The following is a 15,002-nucleotide window of genomic DNA, read 5'->3' on the forward strand; positions in this document are numbered from 1 at the left end:
GCTCGCAGGTTCGTCCCGAAAGGGCCCTGCGGGAACCGGCAGACAACCAGGAGATAGACGTGATCCAGCAGGAGTCGCGACTGCGTGTCGCCGACAACACGGGTGCGAAGGAGATCCTCTGCATCCGTGTGCTCGGCGGCTCCGGTCGCCGCTACGCGGGTATCGGTGACGTCATCGTCGCCACCGTCAAGGACGCGATCCCCGGTGGCAACGTGAAGAAGGGTGACGTCGTCAAGGCGGTCATCGTTCGCACCGTCAAGGAGCGCCGCCGTCCGGACGGCTCGTACATCCGCTTCGACGAGAACGCCGCTGTCATTCTGAAGAACGACGGCGACCCTCGTGGCACCCGTATCTTCGGCCCGGTCGGCCGTGAGCTGCGCGAGAAGAAGTTCATGAAGATCATCTCCCTCGCGCCGGAGGTGCTGTGAGCATGAAGATCAAGAAGGGCGACCTGGTCCAGGTCATCACCGGTAAGGACAAGGGCAAGCAGGGCAAGGTCATCGCGGCCTTCCCCCGCGAGGACCGTGTCCTGGTCGAGGGTGTCAACCGGGTCAAGAAGCACACCAAGGCCGGTCCGACGGCTCGCGGTTCGCAGGCCGGCGGCATCGTCACCACCGAGGCGCCGATCCACGTCTCCAACGTCCAGCTGGTCGTGGAGAAGGACGGCAAGAAGGTCGTGACCCGCGTCGGTTACCGCTTCGACGACGAAGGCAACAAGATCCGCGTTGCCAAGCGGACGGGTGAGGACATCTGATGACGACCACCACCACTCCGCGCCTGAAGCAGAAGTACCGTGAGGAGATCACGGGCAAGCTGCGTGACGAGTTCAAGTACGAGAACGTCATGCAGATCCCCGGTCTCGTGAAGATCGTGGTCAACATGGGTGTGGGCGACGCCGCCCGCGACTCCAAGCTGATCGAGGGCGCCATCCGCGACCTCACCACGATCACCGGTCAGAAGCCGGCCGTCACCAAGGCCCGTAAGTCCATCGCGCAGTTCAAGCTGCGTGAGGGCCAGCCGATCGGTGCCCACGTCACGCTCCGTGGCGACCGCATGTGGGAGTTCCTGGACCGCACCCTGTCGCTGGCGCTCCCGCGCATCCGCGACTTCCGCGGCCTGTCCCCCAAGCAGTTCGACGGCCGTGGCAACTACACCTTCGGTCTCACGGAGCAGGTCATGTTCCACGAGATCGACCAGGACAAGATCGACCGCGTCCGGGGTATGGACATCACCGTGGTCACCACGGCGACCAACGACGCTGAGGGCCGCGCGCTCCTTCGTCACCTCGGCTTCCCCTTCAAGGAGGCGTGAGCGAGATGGCGAAGAAGGCTCTGATTGCCAAGGCTGCTCGTAAGCCCAAGTTCGGTGTGCGTGGCTACACCCGCTGCCAGCGCTGCGGCCGCCCGCACTCCGTGTACCGCAAGTTCGGCCTGTGCCGCGTGTGCCTTCGTGAGATGGCTCACCGTGGCGAGCTGCCGGGCGTGACCAAGAGCTCCTGGTAATCCCCCCAATCAGGGATTAGCAGGGCTCTCGGTAAGCATCTGGGGCGGCAGGACGTCCAGCTCGCATGCCTTAGGCTTGTGGGGTTGGGCGTCTGCCGCCGCCCTTACGACTTACTACGCCGTAGGTCCACCGCGCCGCACCCGTCCCGTCTCGGATCGGGGAGAGGGATGGCGCACCAGGAAACCCCGGCGAGAGAGGCCGAAGGCCAATTCATGACCATGACTGATCCGATCGCAGACATGCTGACGCGTCTGCGGAACGCGAACTCGGCGTACCACGACTCCGTGGCGATGCCGCACTCGAAGATCAAGTCGCACATCGCGGAGATCCTCCAGCAGGAGGGCTTCATCACGGGCTGGAAGGTCGAGGACGCCGAGGTCGGCAAGAACCTCGTCCTGGAGCTGAAGTTCGGCCCCAACCGTGAGCGCTCCATCGCGGGGATCAAGCGGATCTCCAAGCCCGGTCTCCGGGTGTACGCGAAGTCCACCAACCTGCCGAAGGTTCTGGGCGGCCTGGGCGTGGCCATCATCTCCACGTCCCACGGTCTTCTGACCGACAAGCAGGCGCAGAAGAAGGGCGTGGGTGGGGAAGTCCTCGCCTACGTCTGGTAGTTCGGGAACGGAGGAGAGACAAAATGTCGCGTATCGGCAAGCTCCCCATCCCGGTTCCCGCCGGCGTGGACGTCACCATCGACGGCCGTACGGTCGCGGTCAAGGGCCCCAAGGGCGAACTGACCCACACCGTCATCGCGCCGATCGACATCGCCAAGGCCGAGGACGGCACCCTTCAGGTGCTGCGGCCCAACGACGAGCGGCAGAGCAAGGCCCTGCACGGCCTGTCCCGCACGCTGGTGGCGAACATGATCACCGGTGTGACCCAGGGATACGTCAAGAAGCTCGAAATCAGCGGTGTCGGTTACCGCGTCCAGGCCAAGGGCTCCAACCTGGAGTTCTCCCTGGGCTACAGCCACCCGATCCTGGTCGAGGCCCCCGAGGGCATCACCTTCAAGGTGGAGTCCCCGACCCGTTTCTCGGTCGAGGGCATCGACAAGCAGAAGGTCGGCGAGGTTGCGGCCAACATCCGCAAGCTGCGCAGGCCCGACCCGTACAAGGCCAAGGGCGTCAAGTACGAGGGCGAAGTCATCCGCCGCAAGGTCGGAAAGGCGGGTAAGTAAGCCATGGCATACGGACAGAAGATCCTTAAGGGCGACGCCTACAAGCGCGCCGCGATCAAGCGCCGCCACATCCGGATCCGTAAGCACATCAACGGTACGGCGGAGCGTCCGCGTCTGGTCGTTACCCGCTCGAACCGCCACATCGTGGCCCAGGTGATCGACGACATCAAGGGTCACACCCTTGCGTCGGCGTCCACGCTGGACAGCTCGATCCGCGGTGGCGAGGGCGACAAGTCCGCGCAGGCCAAGCAGGTCGGCGCCCTGGTCGCCGAGCGCGCCAAGGCCGCCGGTGTCGAGGCCGTCGTGTTCGACCGTGGTGGTAACCAGTACGCGGGGCGCATCGCCGCCCTGGCGGACGCCGCCCGCGAGGCCGGACTCAAGTTCTGAGTCCTGGTTCCGTAGCTAGCGGAGACAGAGAGAGGTAATTCCAATGGCTGGACCCCAGCGCCGCGGTGGCGGTGCCGGTGGCGGCGAGCGGCGGGACCGGAAGGGCCGTGACGGCGGCGCAGCTGCCGCCGAGAAGACCGCGTACGTTGAGCGCGTTGTCGCGATCAACCGCGTCGCCAAGGTTGTGAAGGGTGGTCGTCGCTTCAGCTTCACCGCGCTGGTCGTGGTGGGCGACGGTGACGGCACCGTGGGTGTCGGATACGGCAAGGCCAAGGAGGTGCCGGCCGCCATCGCCAAGGGCGTTGAGGAGGCCAAGAAGCACTTCTTCAAGGTCCCCCGGATCCAGGGCACCATCCCGCACCCCATCCAGGGTGAGAAGGCTGCCGGCGTCGTCCTGCTCAAGCCCGCGTCGCCCGGTACCGGTGTTATCGCCGGTGGTCCGGTGCGTGCCGTGCTCGAGTGCGCCGGTATCCACGACGTGCTGTCGAAGTCGCTCGGCTCCGACAACGCGATCAACATCGTGCACGCCACCGTGGAGGCCCTGAAGGGCCTGCAGCGTCCCGAGGAGATCGCGGCCCGCCGTGGTCTGCCCCTCGAGGACGTCGCTCCCGCGGCTCTCCTGCGTGCGCGTGCCGGGGCGGGTGCGTAATCATGGCGCAGCTCAAGATCACGCAGGTCAAGTCCTACATCGGCAGCAAGCAGAACCACCGTGACACCCTGCGCTCCCTTGGTCTCAAGGGCATCAACACGCAGGTCGTCAAGGAGGACCGTCCCGAGTTCCGCGGCATGGTGCACACCGTCCGCCACCTCGTGACGGTCGAGGAGGTCGACTGATCATGGCGGAGAACAACCCGCTCAAGATCCACAACCTCCGTCCCGCCCCGGGCGCCAAGACCGCCAAGACCCGTGTCGGTCGTGGTGAGGCGTCGAAGGGTAAGACGGCCGGTCGTGGTACCAAGGGCACCAAGGCCCGCTACCAGGTTCCGGAGCGCTTCGAGGGCGGGCAGATGCCCCTCCACATGCGTCTCCCGAAGCTCAAGGGCTTCAAGAACCCGTTCAAGACCGAGTACCAGGTCGTGAACCTCGACAAGCTGGCCTCGCTCTACCCCGAGGGTGGCGAAGTCACCGTCGAGTCGCTGGTGGCCAAGGGTGCCGTTCGCAAGAACAGCCTCGTCAAGGTCCTCGGCCAGGGCGAGATCTCCGTGGCGCTCCAGGTGACGGTCGACGCCGTCTCCGGTTCCGCCAAGGAGAAGATCACCGCTGCCGGCGGTACCGTCACCGAGCTCGTCTGAGCACCACAGGCGTCTCGATGACCTGAGCGATCCCGACCGGGGATACCCCAACAAATGGGGTATCCCCGGTTGGTCGTTCCTAGGGCGGCAGTCTCGCCGGTAAGGTGGCCTGCACTGCCCTCTTTTCACAGGGTGCTTCACTACGGGCACTCTGAGCGGCAGTTGACCGTTACCTATGTCGTTGTTCCATTGGACTCTCAAGACGTCACCCTTGACGCAGTTGCGCGGGGGTCGCAGGAGGCACCGTGCTCACCGCGTTCGCCCGGGCGTTCAAGACGCCCGACCTGCGCAAGAAGCTGCTCTTCACGCTCTTCATCATCGTGGTCTACCGGGTGGGTACGCACATCCCGATCCCGGGCGTCGACTACCGGAACGTCCAGACCTGTATTGATAACGCCCAGGCCAACCAGGGCATCTTCGGTCTGATCAACATGTTCAGTGGCGGCGCGCTGCTGCAGATCACGATCTTCGCGCTGGGCATCATGCCGTACATCACGGCGAGCATCATTCTGCAGCTGCTGACCGTGGTGATCCCGCGTCTGGAAGCCCTGAAGAAGGAGGGCCAGGCCGGTACGGCGAAGATCACCCAGTACACCCGGTACCTGACGATCGCCCTCGCCATCCTCCAGGGCACCGGCCTCGTCGCCACCGCCCGCAGCGGCGCTCTGTTCCAGGGCTGCCCGGTGGCCAGCCAGATCGTCCCCGACCAGTCGATCTTCGTCACCGTCACCATGGTCATCACCATGACCGCCGGTACGGCGACCGTGATGTGGCTCGGCGAGCTCATCACCGACCGAGGCATCGGCAACGGCATGTCGATCCTGATGTTCATCTCGATCGCCGCGACCTTCCCGGCAGGGCTGTGGGCCATCAAGTCGCAGGGCTCCCTGGCCGGCGGCTGGATCGAGTTCGGCATCGTGTGTGTCATTGGCCTGGTGATGATCGGCCTCGTCGTCTTCGTCGAGCAGGCCCAGCGGCGTATTCCGGTGCAGTACGCGAAGCGCATGATCGGCCGGAGGTCCTACGGCGGCACGTCGACGTACATTCCGCTGAAGGTCAACCAGGCGGGCATCATCCCTGTGATCTTTGCCTCGTCGCTGCTCTACATCCCGGCACTGATCGCGCAGTTCGCCGGTGGCAGCGCCGACTGGAAGACCTGGATCGAACAGAACCTCGCGAAGCCGAATGCTCCGGCGCACATCACCCTCTACTTCCTCCTGATCGTCTTCTTCGCCTTCTTCTACGTGGCCATCTCGTTCAACCCCGAGGAAGTCGCGGACAACATGAAGAAGTATGGTGGCTTCATCCCGGGCATCCGGGCTGGCCGACCGACCGCTGAGTACCTGTCGTACGTGCTCAACCGGATCACCTGGCCGGGTTCGCTGTATCTGGGGCTGATCGCTCTCGTCCCGACGATGGCGTTGGCTGGTTTCGATGCAGACCAGAACTTCCCGTTTGGCGGGACCAGCATCCTGATCATCGTGGGTGTCGGCCTCGAAACGGTGAAGCAGATCGAGAGCCAGCTCCAGCAGCGCAATTACGAAGGGTTCCTCCGCTGATGCGTATCGTCCTCGTCGGGCCGCCGGGTGCCGGTAAGGGAACGCAGGCCGTGTTCCTCGCCAAGAACCTGTCGATCCCGCACATCTCCACGGGCGACCTGTTCCGGGCCAACATCAGCCAGGGCACAGAGCTCGGGCTGCGTGCGAAGTCCTACATGGACGCGGGACAGCTGGTGCCCGACGAGGTCACCATCGGCATGGCGCGCGACCGTATGCAGCAGCCGGACGCGGCCGGGGGCTTCCTCCTCGACGGCTTCCCGCGGAACGTCGCCCAGGCGGAAGCGCTCGACGAGATGCTGGGTGAAGCGCACATGAAGATCGACGCGGTGCTGGACCTGGAGGTCCCCGAGGAGGAGGTCGTCAAGCGGATCGCCGGCCGGCGGATCTGCCGCAACGACTCGGCGCACGTGTTCCACGCCACGTACAACCCGCCCGCGGCGGAGGGCGTGTGCGATGTGTGCGGTGGTGAGCTCTACCAGCGTGATGACGACCGTGAGGACACGGTGCGCCGGCGGCTGGAGGTCTACCACACGCAGACCGAGCCGATCATCGACTACTACAAGGCCCAGGGCCTTGTGACCACGGTCTCCGCGATGGGGAAGGTGGCGGACGTCACGAAGCGGGCCATGTCGGCGCTGCCCGGTTCGTAACAGCTTGCAAAGGAAGGCAGCGGCCCCCGGTGGGGGCCGCTGCCTTGCTTCTTGGGGACCCCGAAAGTGCTCTGCCGAGGAGGTATGGCCATCAAGCTCGAACAGTCGCCACGGTCCGACGATTCCACCGAGCGGGAGCAGCCGTCGTTGCTCCGCCGCAGGGGTCGCAGCCTGGCGGTCGCCGCGGTCGCCGCGGTCGCCGTGGTCGCCGGCGTCATCGGGGTGTCGTTGGCCCTGACGGGCGGTGGCCCGGAAGTGCAGTCCGAGGCCTCGGACGTGGTGGCCCGTCCGGACCAGTCCCCGCCGCGCGAGCTGATAGCCGCAGGGCAGGTCGCCGTCTCGGCGTACTACACGACGAAGCTCGTGCAGCAGCCGGACGGGGATGCGGTGAACGCGCGTGAGTGGAGTCTGTACAACGCCGCGACCAAGCGGTACGAGAAGACCGACTGGGCCTGGCTCGATGTCGCTCCCGGGATGAAGACGGCCGCGGTGCTGGAGGGCGATCTGCCCGTCAACCGCATAGGCCTGATGAATCTGTCGACGGGCAAGGTCCAGCGCTGGATCGAGGTCGACAAGGGCGTTGGCGGTGTGCAGTACTCGCCGGACGGCGAGCGCCTGGTGGCGACGACGTACAGCCACAACCCGGACGGCCTCTTCCAGGACGCGCCGGTGCATGTGGAGGGCGCGTCGGAGAGTGGCGATGGTCAGGAGATGCCGGGGCCGAAGCAGAGCCGTACCGGCTTCTATGTCATTGACGTCGACTCCGGCCAGGCGGAATTCAGTGAGCGGCCGGCCAAGAAGGACAGTCTTGCGGCCATGGCCGGCACCGGGCGTCAGGACTTTAGCTGGAGCCGTGACGGCGAGATGCTGTGGGAGCAGAGGCTCGACCAGCCGGGCAGGAACTACTACGACGTGAACGGCAAGCTGAAGTCGCTTCCGCAGCAGAAGACTGATCTGATCTTTCCGCCGGTGGCTACGTCCCCGGACGGAAAACTTGTGACTGGCGGCTTCGCGGGGGGTAAGGACGGCCAGATCGTTTCCGCGGTTCTGGACGCGAAGACCGGCAAGCGGAGCGCAGTCGTACCCGGACAGCAGCTTCTCGCGTGGGCGGACAACACCCACCTCATCGCCTGGCGGTGTGACCCCAGCCAGTGCCAACCCGGCAAGGGTGAGTTCCGCAACCAGCTGGTCCTGGTCAGCCTGGAGGGCGACAAGGTGACACCGCTCTCGGGCTTCCGTAAAGCCGAAGTCGACTACGTCGGCCGCTGGAATCCAGTCTTCACCAAGCGCTGACCGTCTCTGCGGTCCCAGGCGGATGTGCACCTGGGACCGGCCACACCAAGAGCTCCGGCCGGTGCAGACGAATCGATTGATCGTCTGCACCGGCCGGAGCTTCTGGGCAGATATGCGGCGTGCGCACACACCGTCACATTGTCGAGGTCTCCGTAGAGACCTCAAAACCTCTCGGTGTCAAACGGGCCTACTCGTCGAAGTACCAGTCCGAGCGGACGCAGGAGCCGGTGCCGTTCCAGCAGATGGCCAGACCATGCGAGACGTTGCCTATCATGTCGTAGCCATTGTCGGACCGGTCGCAGCCGGCGTCTCCGCCGTCCTCTTCCTTGATGACCCAAACCAGGCCGGTGCCGGTGCTGTTGAGTCGCTCCAAGTACCCCGTGACGCCGTGGCCGTCAGCCAGTCTGTCGCAGACCGTGATGTCGTCACCATCGTCGTTGAACGTCACCGTGCCCCGGTTGCCGTACCAGAGGGGCCCCTCGTCGGCGGCCATGGCGGGCGAGGCTGCGGTAAGGCTGATCAGAGTGGCGGCGGCGCCGGCCGCGGCCAGGCGGGACAGAGTTCCCTTGATCACTTGTACCCCCGTTTTTGGGACCGTGTATTCGGTCCGGAGCTGAGTGCTGACACCCGACATCGCCAGGTGGTAACTGCGAGGCTAGAGTGGCCTGTTGGGTTCGTCAACGACTTTTGTTGCTGAGGGTGCGGGTGTGGCCACAGCCGCGGTGACCCTGGCAGGCCGACCGGAGGCCGGCCGCGCGAGGCCTGTCCGGGGTGGCCGTCACCCCGGCTTCGGCTCGCGTGGACGCGTATCGTGGAGGGGATAGACGTAAACCCGCGGCAGGAGGCGGCAGCCCAGATGGTGGAGATCAAGAATCCCGAGCAGATTGCGAAGATGCGGGCTGCGGGGCTTGTCGTTGCCGCCATGCACAAAGCCTGCGCTGAGGCTGCGCAGCCCGGGGTGAGCACCAAGGAGCTGGACGAGATCGCGGCGAAGGTGCTGGCCGATCATGGGGCGAAGTCGAATTTTCTGGGGTATGGGGGTTTCCCCGGCAATATCTGCACGTCCGTGAATGATGTTGTGGTGCATGGCATTCCCGACCGGAAGACCGTGCTGCAGAACGGCGATGTCATCTCCATTGATGCCGGGGCGATCGTGGACGGGTGGCACGGCGATGCCGCGCTCACGGTTTTCGTGGGGTCCGGTCACTCTGCGGAGCTGATCGAGCTCAGCCGGGTGACCGAGGAGTCGATGTGGGCCGGCATCGCGGCCATGAAGCAGGGCAACCGGCTGGTCGACGTCTCCCGGGCCATCGAGACGTACATCCGCCGTCAGCCCAAGCCCGGCGGCGGCCGGTACGGGATCATCGAGGACTACGGCGGCCACGGCATCGGTACCGAGATGCACATGGACCCGCACCTGCTGAACTACGTCGAGCGGCGGCGCGGCAAGGGCCCGAAGCTGGTGCCCGGTTTCTGCCTCGCGATCGAGCCGATGGTGTCCCTGGGCACGCCGAAGACGGAGGTGCTGGAGGACGACTGGACGGTCGTCACCACGGACGGCACCTGGTCGTCCCACTGGGAGCACTCCGTCGCGCTGACGGAGGAGGGCCCGCTGGTGCTGACGTCTCCCGACGGGGGCAAGGCGAAGCTCGCCGAGCTGGGCATCACGGCAGCTCCCGATCCGCTGGGCTGAGCGCCTTCTGGGGGAGGGGGCGCGACCGTCGGCGGCTGTCGGCCGTGGGGGCCGGTCGTGCAGTTCCCCGCGCCCCTCGCCGGGGCGCTTAAAGATCTCCACGCTGGGGCAGGCTCCCTCGATTCGTGTTTCCGAGGGCCCTGACGTAGACTGACTCGTCGGCTCTTGTGCATCCGCATGTCTGCGTGCGCTCGCACTGAGTCGATCAAGGTAGTCGATTCGAAGGGCGAAGCGTGGCCAAGAAGCAAGGTGCCATCGAGATCGAGGGCACTGTCGTCGAGTCTCTTCCGAACGCCATGTTCAAGGTCGAGCTCCAGAACGGCCACCAGGTCCTGGCACACATCAGCGGCAAGATGCGCATGCACTACATCCGCATCCTCCCTGACGACCGGGTCGTGGTGGAGCTGTCTCCGTACGACCTGACGCGTGGCCGGATCGTCTACCGCTACAAGTAGATCTTGCCCGCGCCCCGGCTTCCGGGGTGGTGGCACTGACCCGGAGAACCTCACCCATGAAGGTCAAGCCGAGCGTCAAGAAGATCTGCGACAAGTGCAGGGTGATCCGCCGTCACGGCCGGGTCATGGTCATCTGCGAGAACCCGCGCCACAAGCAGCGCCAGGGCTGACGCACGACCGCACCTCTGCATCCGCAGAACTTCGCGCGACGCAAGCTGAATATGTTCATACGCAGGACCCAGACCTCCGGGTCTGACACCCCCGGTCGGAGGCCGGGGACCCAGTTCGTACCTAGTACGGCGGCTGGGAGTCGGTTCTGTGGAAGACCTCCGTCAAGTAACTGGAGCCATTGAATGGCACGCGTTTCCGGTGTTGACATCCCGCGCGAAAAGCGCGTGGAGATCGCCCTCACCTATGTGTTCGGCATCGGCCGGACCCTCTCGCAGCAGACGCTGGCCGCCACCGGCGTCGACCCGAACACCCGCGTTCGCGACCTCTCCGAGGAGCAGCTCGTCGCGATCCGCGAGTACGTCGACAACAACATCAAGACCGAGGGTGACCTCCGTCGCGAGATCCAGGCCGACATCCGCCGCAAGGTCGAGATCGGTACCTACCAGGGTCTGCGTCACCGCCGCGGTCTGCCCGTCCGCGGTCAGCGCACCAGCACGAACGCTCGTACCCGCAAGGGCCCGCGTCGCGCCATCGCCGGCAAGAAGAAGCCGGGCAAGAAGTAGTCCGCAGCGGACTCGCCGTCCAGCGGTCTTCGCTGTAGGACCGACCACCTCCCGTAGGAGTTATAGATGCCCCCCAAGGGTCGTCAGGGCGCTGCCAAGAAGGTGCGCCGCAAGGAAAAGAAGAACGTCGCTCACGGCCACGCGCACATCAAGAGCACGTTCAACAACACGATCGTCTCGATCACGGACCCGTCCGGCAACGTGATCTCCTGGGCCTCCGCCGGCCACGTCGGCTTCAAGGGCTCCCGGAAGTCCACGCCGTTCGCCGCGCAGATGGCCGCCGAGTCGGCTGCCCGCCGCGCCCAGGAGCACGGCATGCGCAAGGTCGACGTGTTCGTGAAGGGCCCGGGTTCCGGTCGTGAGACCGCGATCCGCTCCCTGCAAGCCACGGGCCTCGAGGTCGGCTCCATCCAGGACGTCACCCCGACCCCGCACAACGGTTGCCGTCCGCCGAAGCGCCGTCGCGTCTGACGTTCGTTTCACGGGCAGCGGTTTCGGGCGGTACGGCTCTGCAAAGGGGCGTATCGCCCGTACCCTTGCAGTACCCGTCCCTTTTCGCCGGGGACGGTTCAAGTCGGGCGTCATATAGCGGGCGCCCCCGACTGAAGGATCTGATCCACACATGCTGATCGCTCAGCGTCCCTCGTTGACCGAAGAGGTCGTCGACGAGTTCCGCTCCCGGTTCGTGATCGAGCCGCTGGAGCCGGGCTTCGGCTACACCCTCGGCAACTCCCTGCGCCGGACCCTCCTCTCCTCGATCCCGGGTGCGGCGGTCACGTCCATCCGCATCGACGGCGTGCTGCACGAGTTCACCACCGTGCCGGGCGTCAAGGAGGACGTCACCGACCTGATCCTCAACATCAAGCAGCTGGTCGTCTCCTCGGAGCACGACGAGCCGGTCGTGATGTACCTGCGCAAGCAGGGCCCGGGTCTGGTCACCGCCGCCGACATCGCGCCCCCGGCCGGTGTCGAGGTGCACAACCCCGACCTCGTCCTCGCCACGCTCAACGGCAAGGGCAAGCTGGAGATGGAGCTGACGGTCGAGCGTGGCCGCGGTTACGTCTCCGCCGTGCAGAACAAGCAGGTCGGCCAGGAGATCGGCCGGATCCCGGTCGACTCGATCTACTCGCCGGTGCTCAAGGTCACCTACAAGGTCGAGGCCACGCGTGTCGAGCAGCGGACCGACTTCGACAAGCTGATCGTCGACGTCGAGACCAAGCAGGCCATGCGTCCCCGTGACGCCATGGCGTCGGCCGGTAAGACCCTGGTCGAGCTGTTCGGTCTGGCCCGCGAGCTCAACATCGACGCCGAGGGCATCGACATGGGTCCGTCCCCGACGGACGCCGCTCTCGCCGCCGATCTCGCCCTGCCGATCGAGGAGCTGGAGCTCACCGTTCGGTCGTACAACTGCCTCAAGCGCGAGGGCATCCACTCCGTGGGTGAGCTCGTGGCGCGTTCCGAGGCCGACCTGCTCGACATCCGCAACTTCGGTGCGAAGTCGATCGACGAGGTCAAGGCGAAGCTGGCCGGGATGGGCCTCGCGCTCAAGGACAGCCCGCCCGGATTCGACCCGACCGCGGCCGCGGACGCCTTCGGTGCGGACGACGACGCGGACGCCGGGTTCGTCGAGACCGAGCAGTACTGAGAGCTCGGGCCTTCCGGTCCGAACTCGGGTGCGGGGTCGCTGTGCTTGATCGCGCAGTTCCCCGCGCCCCTTCCGGGGCGCCCCTTCGGGGCGGCCCCGGATCTCCGACGGGCAACCGCCCGCTCGGATACTGACCCCGGTACCTGATACGGCCGGGGCAGACACCTAGGAGAAACACCATGCCGAAGCCCACCAAGGGTGCCCGTATGGGCGGCAGCGCCGCGCACGAGAAGCTGATGCTCGCGAACCTCGCGAAGTCGCTGTTCGAGCACGGCCGGATCACCACCACCGAGGCGAAGGCGCGCAAGCTGCGTCCGTACGCCGAGCGTCTGGTCACCAAGGCGAAGAAGGGCGACCTTCACAACCGCCGTCAGGTGCTCCAGGTCATCACGGACAAGAGCATCGTCCACACGCTCTTCACCGAGATCGGCCCGCGCTACGAGAACCGTCCGGGTGGCTACACGCGCATCACCAAGATCGGTAACCGTCGTGGCGACAACGCGCCCATGGCTGTCATCGAGCTGGTCGAGGGTCTGACGGTGGCGCAGGAGGCGACCGGCGAGGCCGAGGCCGCGACCAAGCGTGCCGCCAAGGACGCCGAGGCCGCTGAGGCTCAGGTCGACACGACCAAGGCTGAGGACGCCGAGGAGTCCAAGGACGCCTGAGCGTCTGCTGGGGGCTGTTCCTTGGCGGCTGCGGATTCGTCGTGGCTTGTCGCGCAGTTCCCCGCGCCCCCTTGAGGGCGTTGGCGGGTCCGTTCCTTTCCGGGAACGGGCCCGCTTTTGTGTTGCTGAGAGGATCTGTACGTGAGTGATGAAGCAGCAGCCGGTTACGTGCGTGTGCGTCTCGACCTGTCGTACGACGGGAGCGAGTTCTCCGGGTGGGCCAAGCAGGCCGGGGGGCGGCGGACCGTGCAGGGGGAGATCGAGGACGCTCTGCGGACCGTGACGCGGTCGGGTCAGACGTACGAGCTGACGGTGGCGGGACGTACCGATGCCGGGGTGCATGCCCGTGGGCAGGTGGCGCATGTCGACTTGCCGCGTGAGGTCTGGGCCGAGCACAACCCGAAGCTGCTGAAGCGGCTCGCCGGGCGGCTGCCCAGGGACGTACGGGTGTGGGCCCTCAGGGAGGCGCCCAGTGGCTTCAACGCGCGGTTCTCGGCGATCTGGAGGCGGTACGCGTACCGGGTCACCGACAATCCCGGGGGCGTCGATCCGCTGCTGCGCAACCATGTGCTGTGGCACGACTGGCCCCTGGACGTCGATGCCATGAACGAGGCCGCGCGGCGGCTGCTCGGGGAGCACGACTTCGCCGCCTACTGCAAGAAGCGGGAGGGCGCGACGACGATCCGTACGCTCCAGGAGCTGAGTCTCGTCAAGGGCGACGACGGGATCATCACCGCGACCGTGCGGGCCGACGCCTTCTGCCACAACATGGTGCGTTCGCTCATCGGGGCGCTGCTGTTCGTGGGCGACGGGCACCGGCCGCCCGACTGGCCCGGGAAGGTGCTGGCGGCCGGCGTACGGGACTCGGCCGTGCACGTCGTACGACCGCACGGCCTGACGCTGGAGGAGGTCGGCTACCCGGCCGACGAACTGCTCGCCGCGCGCAGCAAGGAGGCGCGGAACAAGCGGTCGCTGCCGTCGGCGGGGTGCTGCTGACCGGCTTCCAGGGGCCCCTCACCCGTGGGCGGAGTTCCAGGTGGTGACCAGGCCCGAGAGGGCCGTGGCGGCGTCGTCGGCGTCGTTGCCGTCGCCGCGTGCCTTGGGGGAGAGCTCCACGTGGAGGAACTTGGCGTGGTGGCGCTCCGCGGCCTTGCCCTGGACGTTCGTGGTGCCTTCCAGGGGGCAGCGGGCCGACCAGCTCCGGCAGACCCGCAGCCCGTCGGCCTGCATGGCGTCGGCCAGCGCGGCGGCCTCGGTGAGGGTGCTCCGCGCGGCTCCGGTGGAGAGGACGGCCTCGTACGGGCGGTCTGAGTCCTTGGCGAAACCGTGCAGTTGCACACCCGGGACGTCGCGTTTCTGGAGCTCCACGACGACGGCGTGGAAGACGCTGTCCTCCCGGTGGGCGACGTCGGCGGCGTCGCCCCGGCCCGCCTCGCGGTGCGCGCCGGCGATGACCAGTGAGCCGCCGGGGTTGTCCTCCAGGAGCCGCACGCCCAGGCGTTCGGTGTCCCGGTCGGAGACCGGGTGCGGTACCTGGGCGTTCCAGCGGACGTCGGAGTCGGCGGTCAGGTAGAGGCGCCCCCAGCGTTCGGCCCGGCCGGGGCGGGCGGCGGCGATCTCGTCGTACCTGCGGCCGGACTCGGTGTCGGTGAGGCGCGTGAGCTTGAGGCCGAGGGGGTCGAGCAGCCGTTCGGCCTGCGTGGCGTCGCCGTCCAGGAGGTGGCCGACGCTCTCGGCGACGCGCTCGCGCTGGGCGTCCTCCGGTGGGGAGTACGCGGCGTCGGGCTCCAGGTCCGCCGTGTACGTGAGGATCCTGCTGCGGAGGTCCACCAGCTCCCGGGCGCCCGGAGTGGAGTCGTCCGTTGACCGGTCTGGTGCCGATTGACAGCCGAACAAGGCGAGGGCGAGTCCGATTTGGACCAAAATACGTGTCAAGTGTGACTGTCTTGTGA

Annotated in this window: 23 protein-coding genes; 21 read left to right on the top strand and 2 right to left on the bottom strand. The window is 66.5% G+C overall.

Going from position 1 to position 15,002, the window contains the following annotated elements; translation table 11 throughout:
* Positions 1-59 precede the first annotated feature (59 nt).
* The 13 genes from rplN (at position 60) to AOQ53_RS39350 (ending at position 7,858) form a co-directional block, all read left to right on the top strand.
* Positions 60-428 (top strand): 50S ribosomal protein L14, encoded by a 369-nt coding sequence (gene rplN / locus AOQ53_RS39290; protein WP_003998823.1) that lies wholly within the window; start codon positions 60-62, stop codon positions 426-428.
* A gap of 2 nt (positions 429-430) precedes the next feature.
* Complete coding sequence (gene rplX, locus AOQ53_RS39295; RefSeq protein WP_010036713.1) at positions 431-754, top strand: 50S ribosomal protein L24; 324 nt, start codon at positions 431-433, stop codon at positions 752-754.
* Complete coding sequence (rplE, locus tag AOQ53_RS39300) at positions 754-1,311, top strand: 50S ribosomal protein L5 (protein WP_010036711.1); 558 nt, start codon at positions 754-756, stop codon at positions 1,309-1,311. Before rplX ends, rplE begins: the two co-directional genes overlap by 1 nt.
* 5 nt (positions 1,312-1,316) lie before the next feature.
* The gene (locus AOQ53_RS39305) at positions 1,317-1,502 is read left to right on the top strand and encodes a type Z 30S ribosomal protein S14 (RefSeq protein WP_003948630.1); all 186 of its coding nucleotides are present in this window, start codon (positions 1,317-1,319) and stop codon (positions 1,500-1,502) included.
* A 213-nt stretch (positions 1,503-1,715) separates the two neighbouring features.
* Positions 1,716-2,114, top strand: coding sequence for a 30S ribosomal protein S8 (gene rpsH / locus AOQ53_RS39310; protein WP_003992367.1), 399 nt, complete (start codon positions 1,716-1,718; stop codon positions 2,112-2,114).
* Positions 2,115-2,137: 23 nt separating this feature from the next.
* Positions 2,138-2,677 carry a 50S ribosomal protein L6 gene (gene rplF, locus AOQ53_RS39315; RefSeq protein ID WP_059424839.1) on the top strand — a complete coding sequence of 180 codons (540 nt, stop codon included), beginning with the start codon at positions 2,138-2,140 and terminating at the stop codon, positions 2,675-2,677.
* Positions 2,678-2,680: 3 nt separating this feature from the next.
* The gene (rplR, locus tag AOQ53_RS39320; protein WP_003992369.1) at positions 2,681-3,064 is read left to right on the top strand and encodes a 50S ribosomal protein L18; all 384 of its coding nucleotides are present in this window, start codon (positions 2,681-2,683) and stop codon (positions 3,062-3,064) included.
* 43 nt (positions 3,065-3,107) lie between these two features.
* Entirely contained in the window at positions 3,108-3,713 is a 606-nt protein-coding gene (gene rpsE, locus AOQ53_RS39325) for a 30S ribosomal protein S5 (RefSeq protein WP_009190144.1), read from the top strand.
* Between the two features lie 2 nt (positions 3,714-3,715).
* On the top strand, positions 3,716-3,898 hold the full coding sequence (rpmD, locus tag AOQ53_RS39330) for a 50S ribosomal protein L30 (protein WP_003974250.1): 183 nt from the start codon (positions 3,716-3,718) through the stop codon (positions 3,896-3,898).
* Between the two features lie 2 nt (positions 3,899-3,900).
* Entirely contained in the window at positions 3,901-4,356 is a 456-nt protein-coding gene (gene rplO, locus AOQ53_RS39335; RefSeq protein ID WP_059424841.1) for a 50S ribosomal protein L15, read from the top strand.
* Positions 4,357-4,601: 245 nt separating this feature from the next.
* On the top strand, positions 4,602-5,915 hold the full coding sequence (secY, locus tag AOQ53_RS39340; protein WP_059424842.1) for a preprotein translocase subunit SecY: 1,314 nt from the start codon (positions 4,602-4,604) through the stop codon (positions 5,913-5,915).
* On the top strand, positions 5,915-6,565 hold the full coding sequence (locus tag AOQ53_RS39345) for an adenylate kinase (protein WP_059424844.1): 651 nt from the start codon (positions 5,915-5,917) through the stop codon (positions 6,563-6,565). Before secY ends, AOQ53_RS39345 begins: the two co-directional genes overlap by 1 nt.
* An 84-nt stretch (positions 6,566-6,649) precedes the next feature.
* A complete protein-coding gene (locus tag AOQ53_RS39350; protein ID WP_236711963.1) occupies positions 6,650-7,858 on the top strand; it encodes a TolB-like translocation protein in 1,209 nt (402 codons plus the stop codon).
* 187 nt (positions 7,859-8,045) lie between these two features.
* Here AOQ53_RS39350 and AOQ53_RS39355 read toward each other — a convergent pair whose 3' ends face one another.
* Positions 8,046-8,492: a hypothetical protein gene (locus AOQ53_RS39355; protein WP_236711964.1), complete on the bottom strand. Its 447-nt coding sequence runs from the start codon at positions 8,490-8,492 to the stop codon at positions 8,046-8,048.
* Positions 8,493-8,714: 222 nt separating this feature from the next.
* Here AOQ53_RS39355 and map point away from each other — a divergent pair, with 222 nt between their 5' ends.
* The 8 genes from map to truA all read left to right on the top strand — a co-directional run bounded on the left by map (position 8,715) and on the right by truA (position 14,046).
* Entirely contained in the window at positions 8,715-9,551 is an 837-nt protein-coding gene (gene map, locus AOQ53_RS39360; RefSeq protein WP_059424849.1) for a type I methionyl aminopeptidase, read from the top strand.
* 233 nt (positions 9,552-9,784) lie between these two features.
* Positions 9,785-10,006 (top strand): translation initiation factor IF-1, encoded by a 222-nt coding sequence (gene infA / locus AOQ53_RS39365; protein ID WP_003948620.1) that lies wholly within the window; start codon positions 9,785-9,787, stop codon positions 10,004-10,006.
* A gap of 56 nt (positions 10,007-10,062) precedes the next feature.
* Complete coding sequence (rpmJ, locus tag AOQ53_RS39370; protein WP_003998809.1) at positions 10,063-10,176, top strand: 50S ribosomal protein L36; 114 nt, start codon at positions 10,063-10,065, stop codon at positions 10,174-10,176.
* Positions 10,177-10,359: 183 nt separating this feature from the next.
* Positions 10,360-10,740, top strand: coding sequence for a 30S ribosomal protein S13 (gene rpsM, locus AOQ53_RS39375; protein ID WP_004984507.1), 381 nt, complete (start codon positions 10,360-10,362; stop codon positions 10,738-10,740).
* 66 nt (positions 10,741-10,806) lie between these two features.
* The gene (rpsK, locus tag AOQ53_RS39380; RefSeq protein WP_003956432.1) at positions 10,807-11,211 is read left to right on the top strand and encodes a 30S ribosomal protein S11; all 405 of its coding nucleotides are present in this window, start codon (positions 10,807-10,809) and stop codon (positions 11,209-11,211) included.
* 151 nt (positions 11,212-11,362) lie between these two features.
* Positions 11,363-12,385: a DNA-directed RNA polymerase subunit alpha gene (locus AOQ53_RS39385; protein WP_003966937.1), complete on the top strand. Its 1,023-nt coding sequence runs from the start codon at positions 11,363-11,365 to the stop codon at positions 12,383-12,385.
* 179 nt (positions 12,386-12,564) lie between these two features.
* Positions 12,565-13,050, top strand: a complete 486-nt coding sequence (gene rplQ / locus AOQ53_RS39390; RefSeq protein ID WP_059424851.1) for a 50S ribosomal protein L17 — start codon at positions 12,565-12,567, stop codon at positions 13,048-13,050.
* Positions 13,051-13,191: 141 nt separating this feature from the next.
* Positions 13,192-14,046, top strand: a complete 855-nt coding sequence (gene truA, locus AOQ53_RS39395; protein ID WP_059424852.1) for a tRNA pseudouridine(38-40) synthase TruA — start codon at positions 13,192-13,194, stop codon at positions 14,044-14,046.
* Between the two features lie 18 nt (positions 14,047-14,064).
* Here the strand turns inward: truA and AOQ53_RS39400 are convergent, their stop codons facing one another.
* Positions 14,065-14,880: a hypothetical protein gene (locus AOQ53_RS39400; protein ID WP_059424853.1), complete on the bottom strand. Its 816-nt coding sequence runs from the start codon at positions 14,878-14,880 to the stop codon at positions 14,065-14,067.
* Positions 14,881-15,002 lie beyond the last annotated feature (122 nt).

The organism is Streptomyces azureus (genome assembly GCF_001270025.1).
Lineage (GTDB): Bacteria > Actinomycetota > Actinomycetes > Streptomycetales > Streptomycetaceae > Streptomyces > Streptomyces azureus.

Coding starts and splice junctions, on each gene's coding strand:
- rplX (WP_010036713.1), top strand. CDS start 431: ATGAAGATCAAGAAGGGCGACCTGGTCCAGGTCATCACCGGTAAGGAC.
- rplE (WP_010036711.1), top strand. CDS start 754: ATGACGACCACCACCACTCCGCGCCTGAAGCAGAAGTACCGTGAGGAG.
- AOQ53_RS39305 (WP_003948630.1), top strand. CDS start 1,317: ATGGCGAAGAAGGCTCTGATTGCCAAGGCTGCTCGTAAGCCCAAGTTC.
- rpsH (WP_003992367.1), top strand. CDS start 1,716: ATGACCATGACTGATCCGATCGCAGACATGCTGACGCGTCTGCGGAAC.
- rplF (WP_059424839.1), top strand. CDS start 2,138: ATGTCGCGTATCGGCAAGCTCCCCATCCCGGTTCCCGCCGGCGTGGAC.
- rplR (WP_003992369.1), top strand. CDS start 2,681: ATGGCATACGGACAGAAGATCCTTAAGGGCGACGCCTACAAGCGCGCC.
- rpsE (WP_009190144.1), top strand. CDS start 3,108: ATGGCTGGACCCCAGCGCCGCGGTGGCGGTGCCGGTGGCGGCGAGCGG.
- rpmD (WP_003974250.1), top strand. CDS start 3,716: ATGGCGCAGCTCAAGATCACGCAGGTCAAGTCCTACATCGGCAGCAAG.
- rplO (WP_059424841.1), top strand. CDS start 3,901: ATGGCGGAGAACAACCCGCTCAAGATCCACAACCTCCGTCCCGCCCCG.
- AOQ53_RS39345 (WP_059424844.1), top strand. CDS start 5,915: ATGCGTATCGTCCTCGTCGGGCCGCCGGGTGCCGGTAAGGGAACGCAG.
- AOQ53_RS39350 (WP_236711963.1), top strand. CDS start 6,650: ATGGCCATCAAGCTCGAACAGTCGCCACGGTCCGACGATTCCACCGAG.
- AOQ53_RS39355 (WP_236711964.1), bottom strand. CDS start 8,492: ATGTCGGGTGTCAGCACTCAGCTCCGGACCGAATACACGGTCCCAAAA.
- map (WP_059424849.1), top strand. CDS start 8,715: ATGGTGGAGATCAAGAATCCCGAGCAGATTGCGAAGATGCGGGCTGCG.
- rpmJ (WP_003998809.1), top strand. CDS start 10,063: ATGAAGGTCAAGCCGAGCGTCAAGAAGATCTGCGACAAGTGCAGGGTG.
- rpsM (WP_004984507.1), top strand. CDS start 10,360: ATGGCACGCGTTTCCGGTGTTGACATCCCGCGCGAAAAGCGCGTGGAG.
- rpsK (WP_003956432.1), top strand. CDS start 10,807: ATGCCCCCCAAGGGTCGTCAGGGCGCTGCCAAGAAGGTGCGCCGCAAG.
- AOQ53_RS39385 (WP_003966937.1), top strand. CDS start 11,363: ATGCTGATCGCTCAGCGTCCCTCGTTGACCGAAGAGGTCGTCGACGAG.
- rplQ (WP_059424851.1), top strand. CDS start 12,565: ATGCCGAAGCCCACCAAGGGTGCCCGTATGGGCGGCAGCGCCGCGCAC.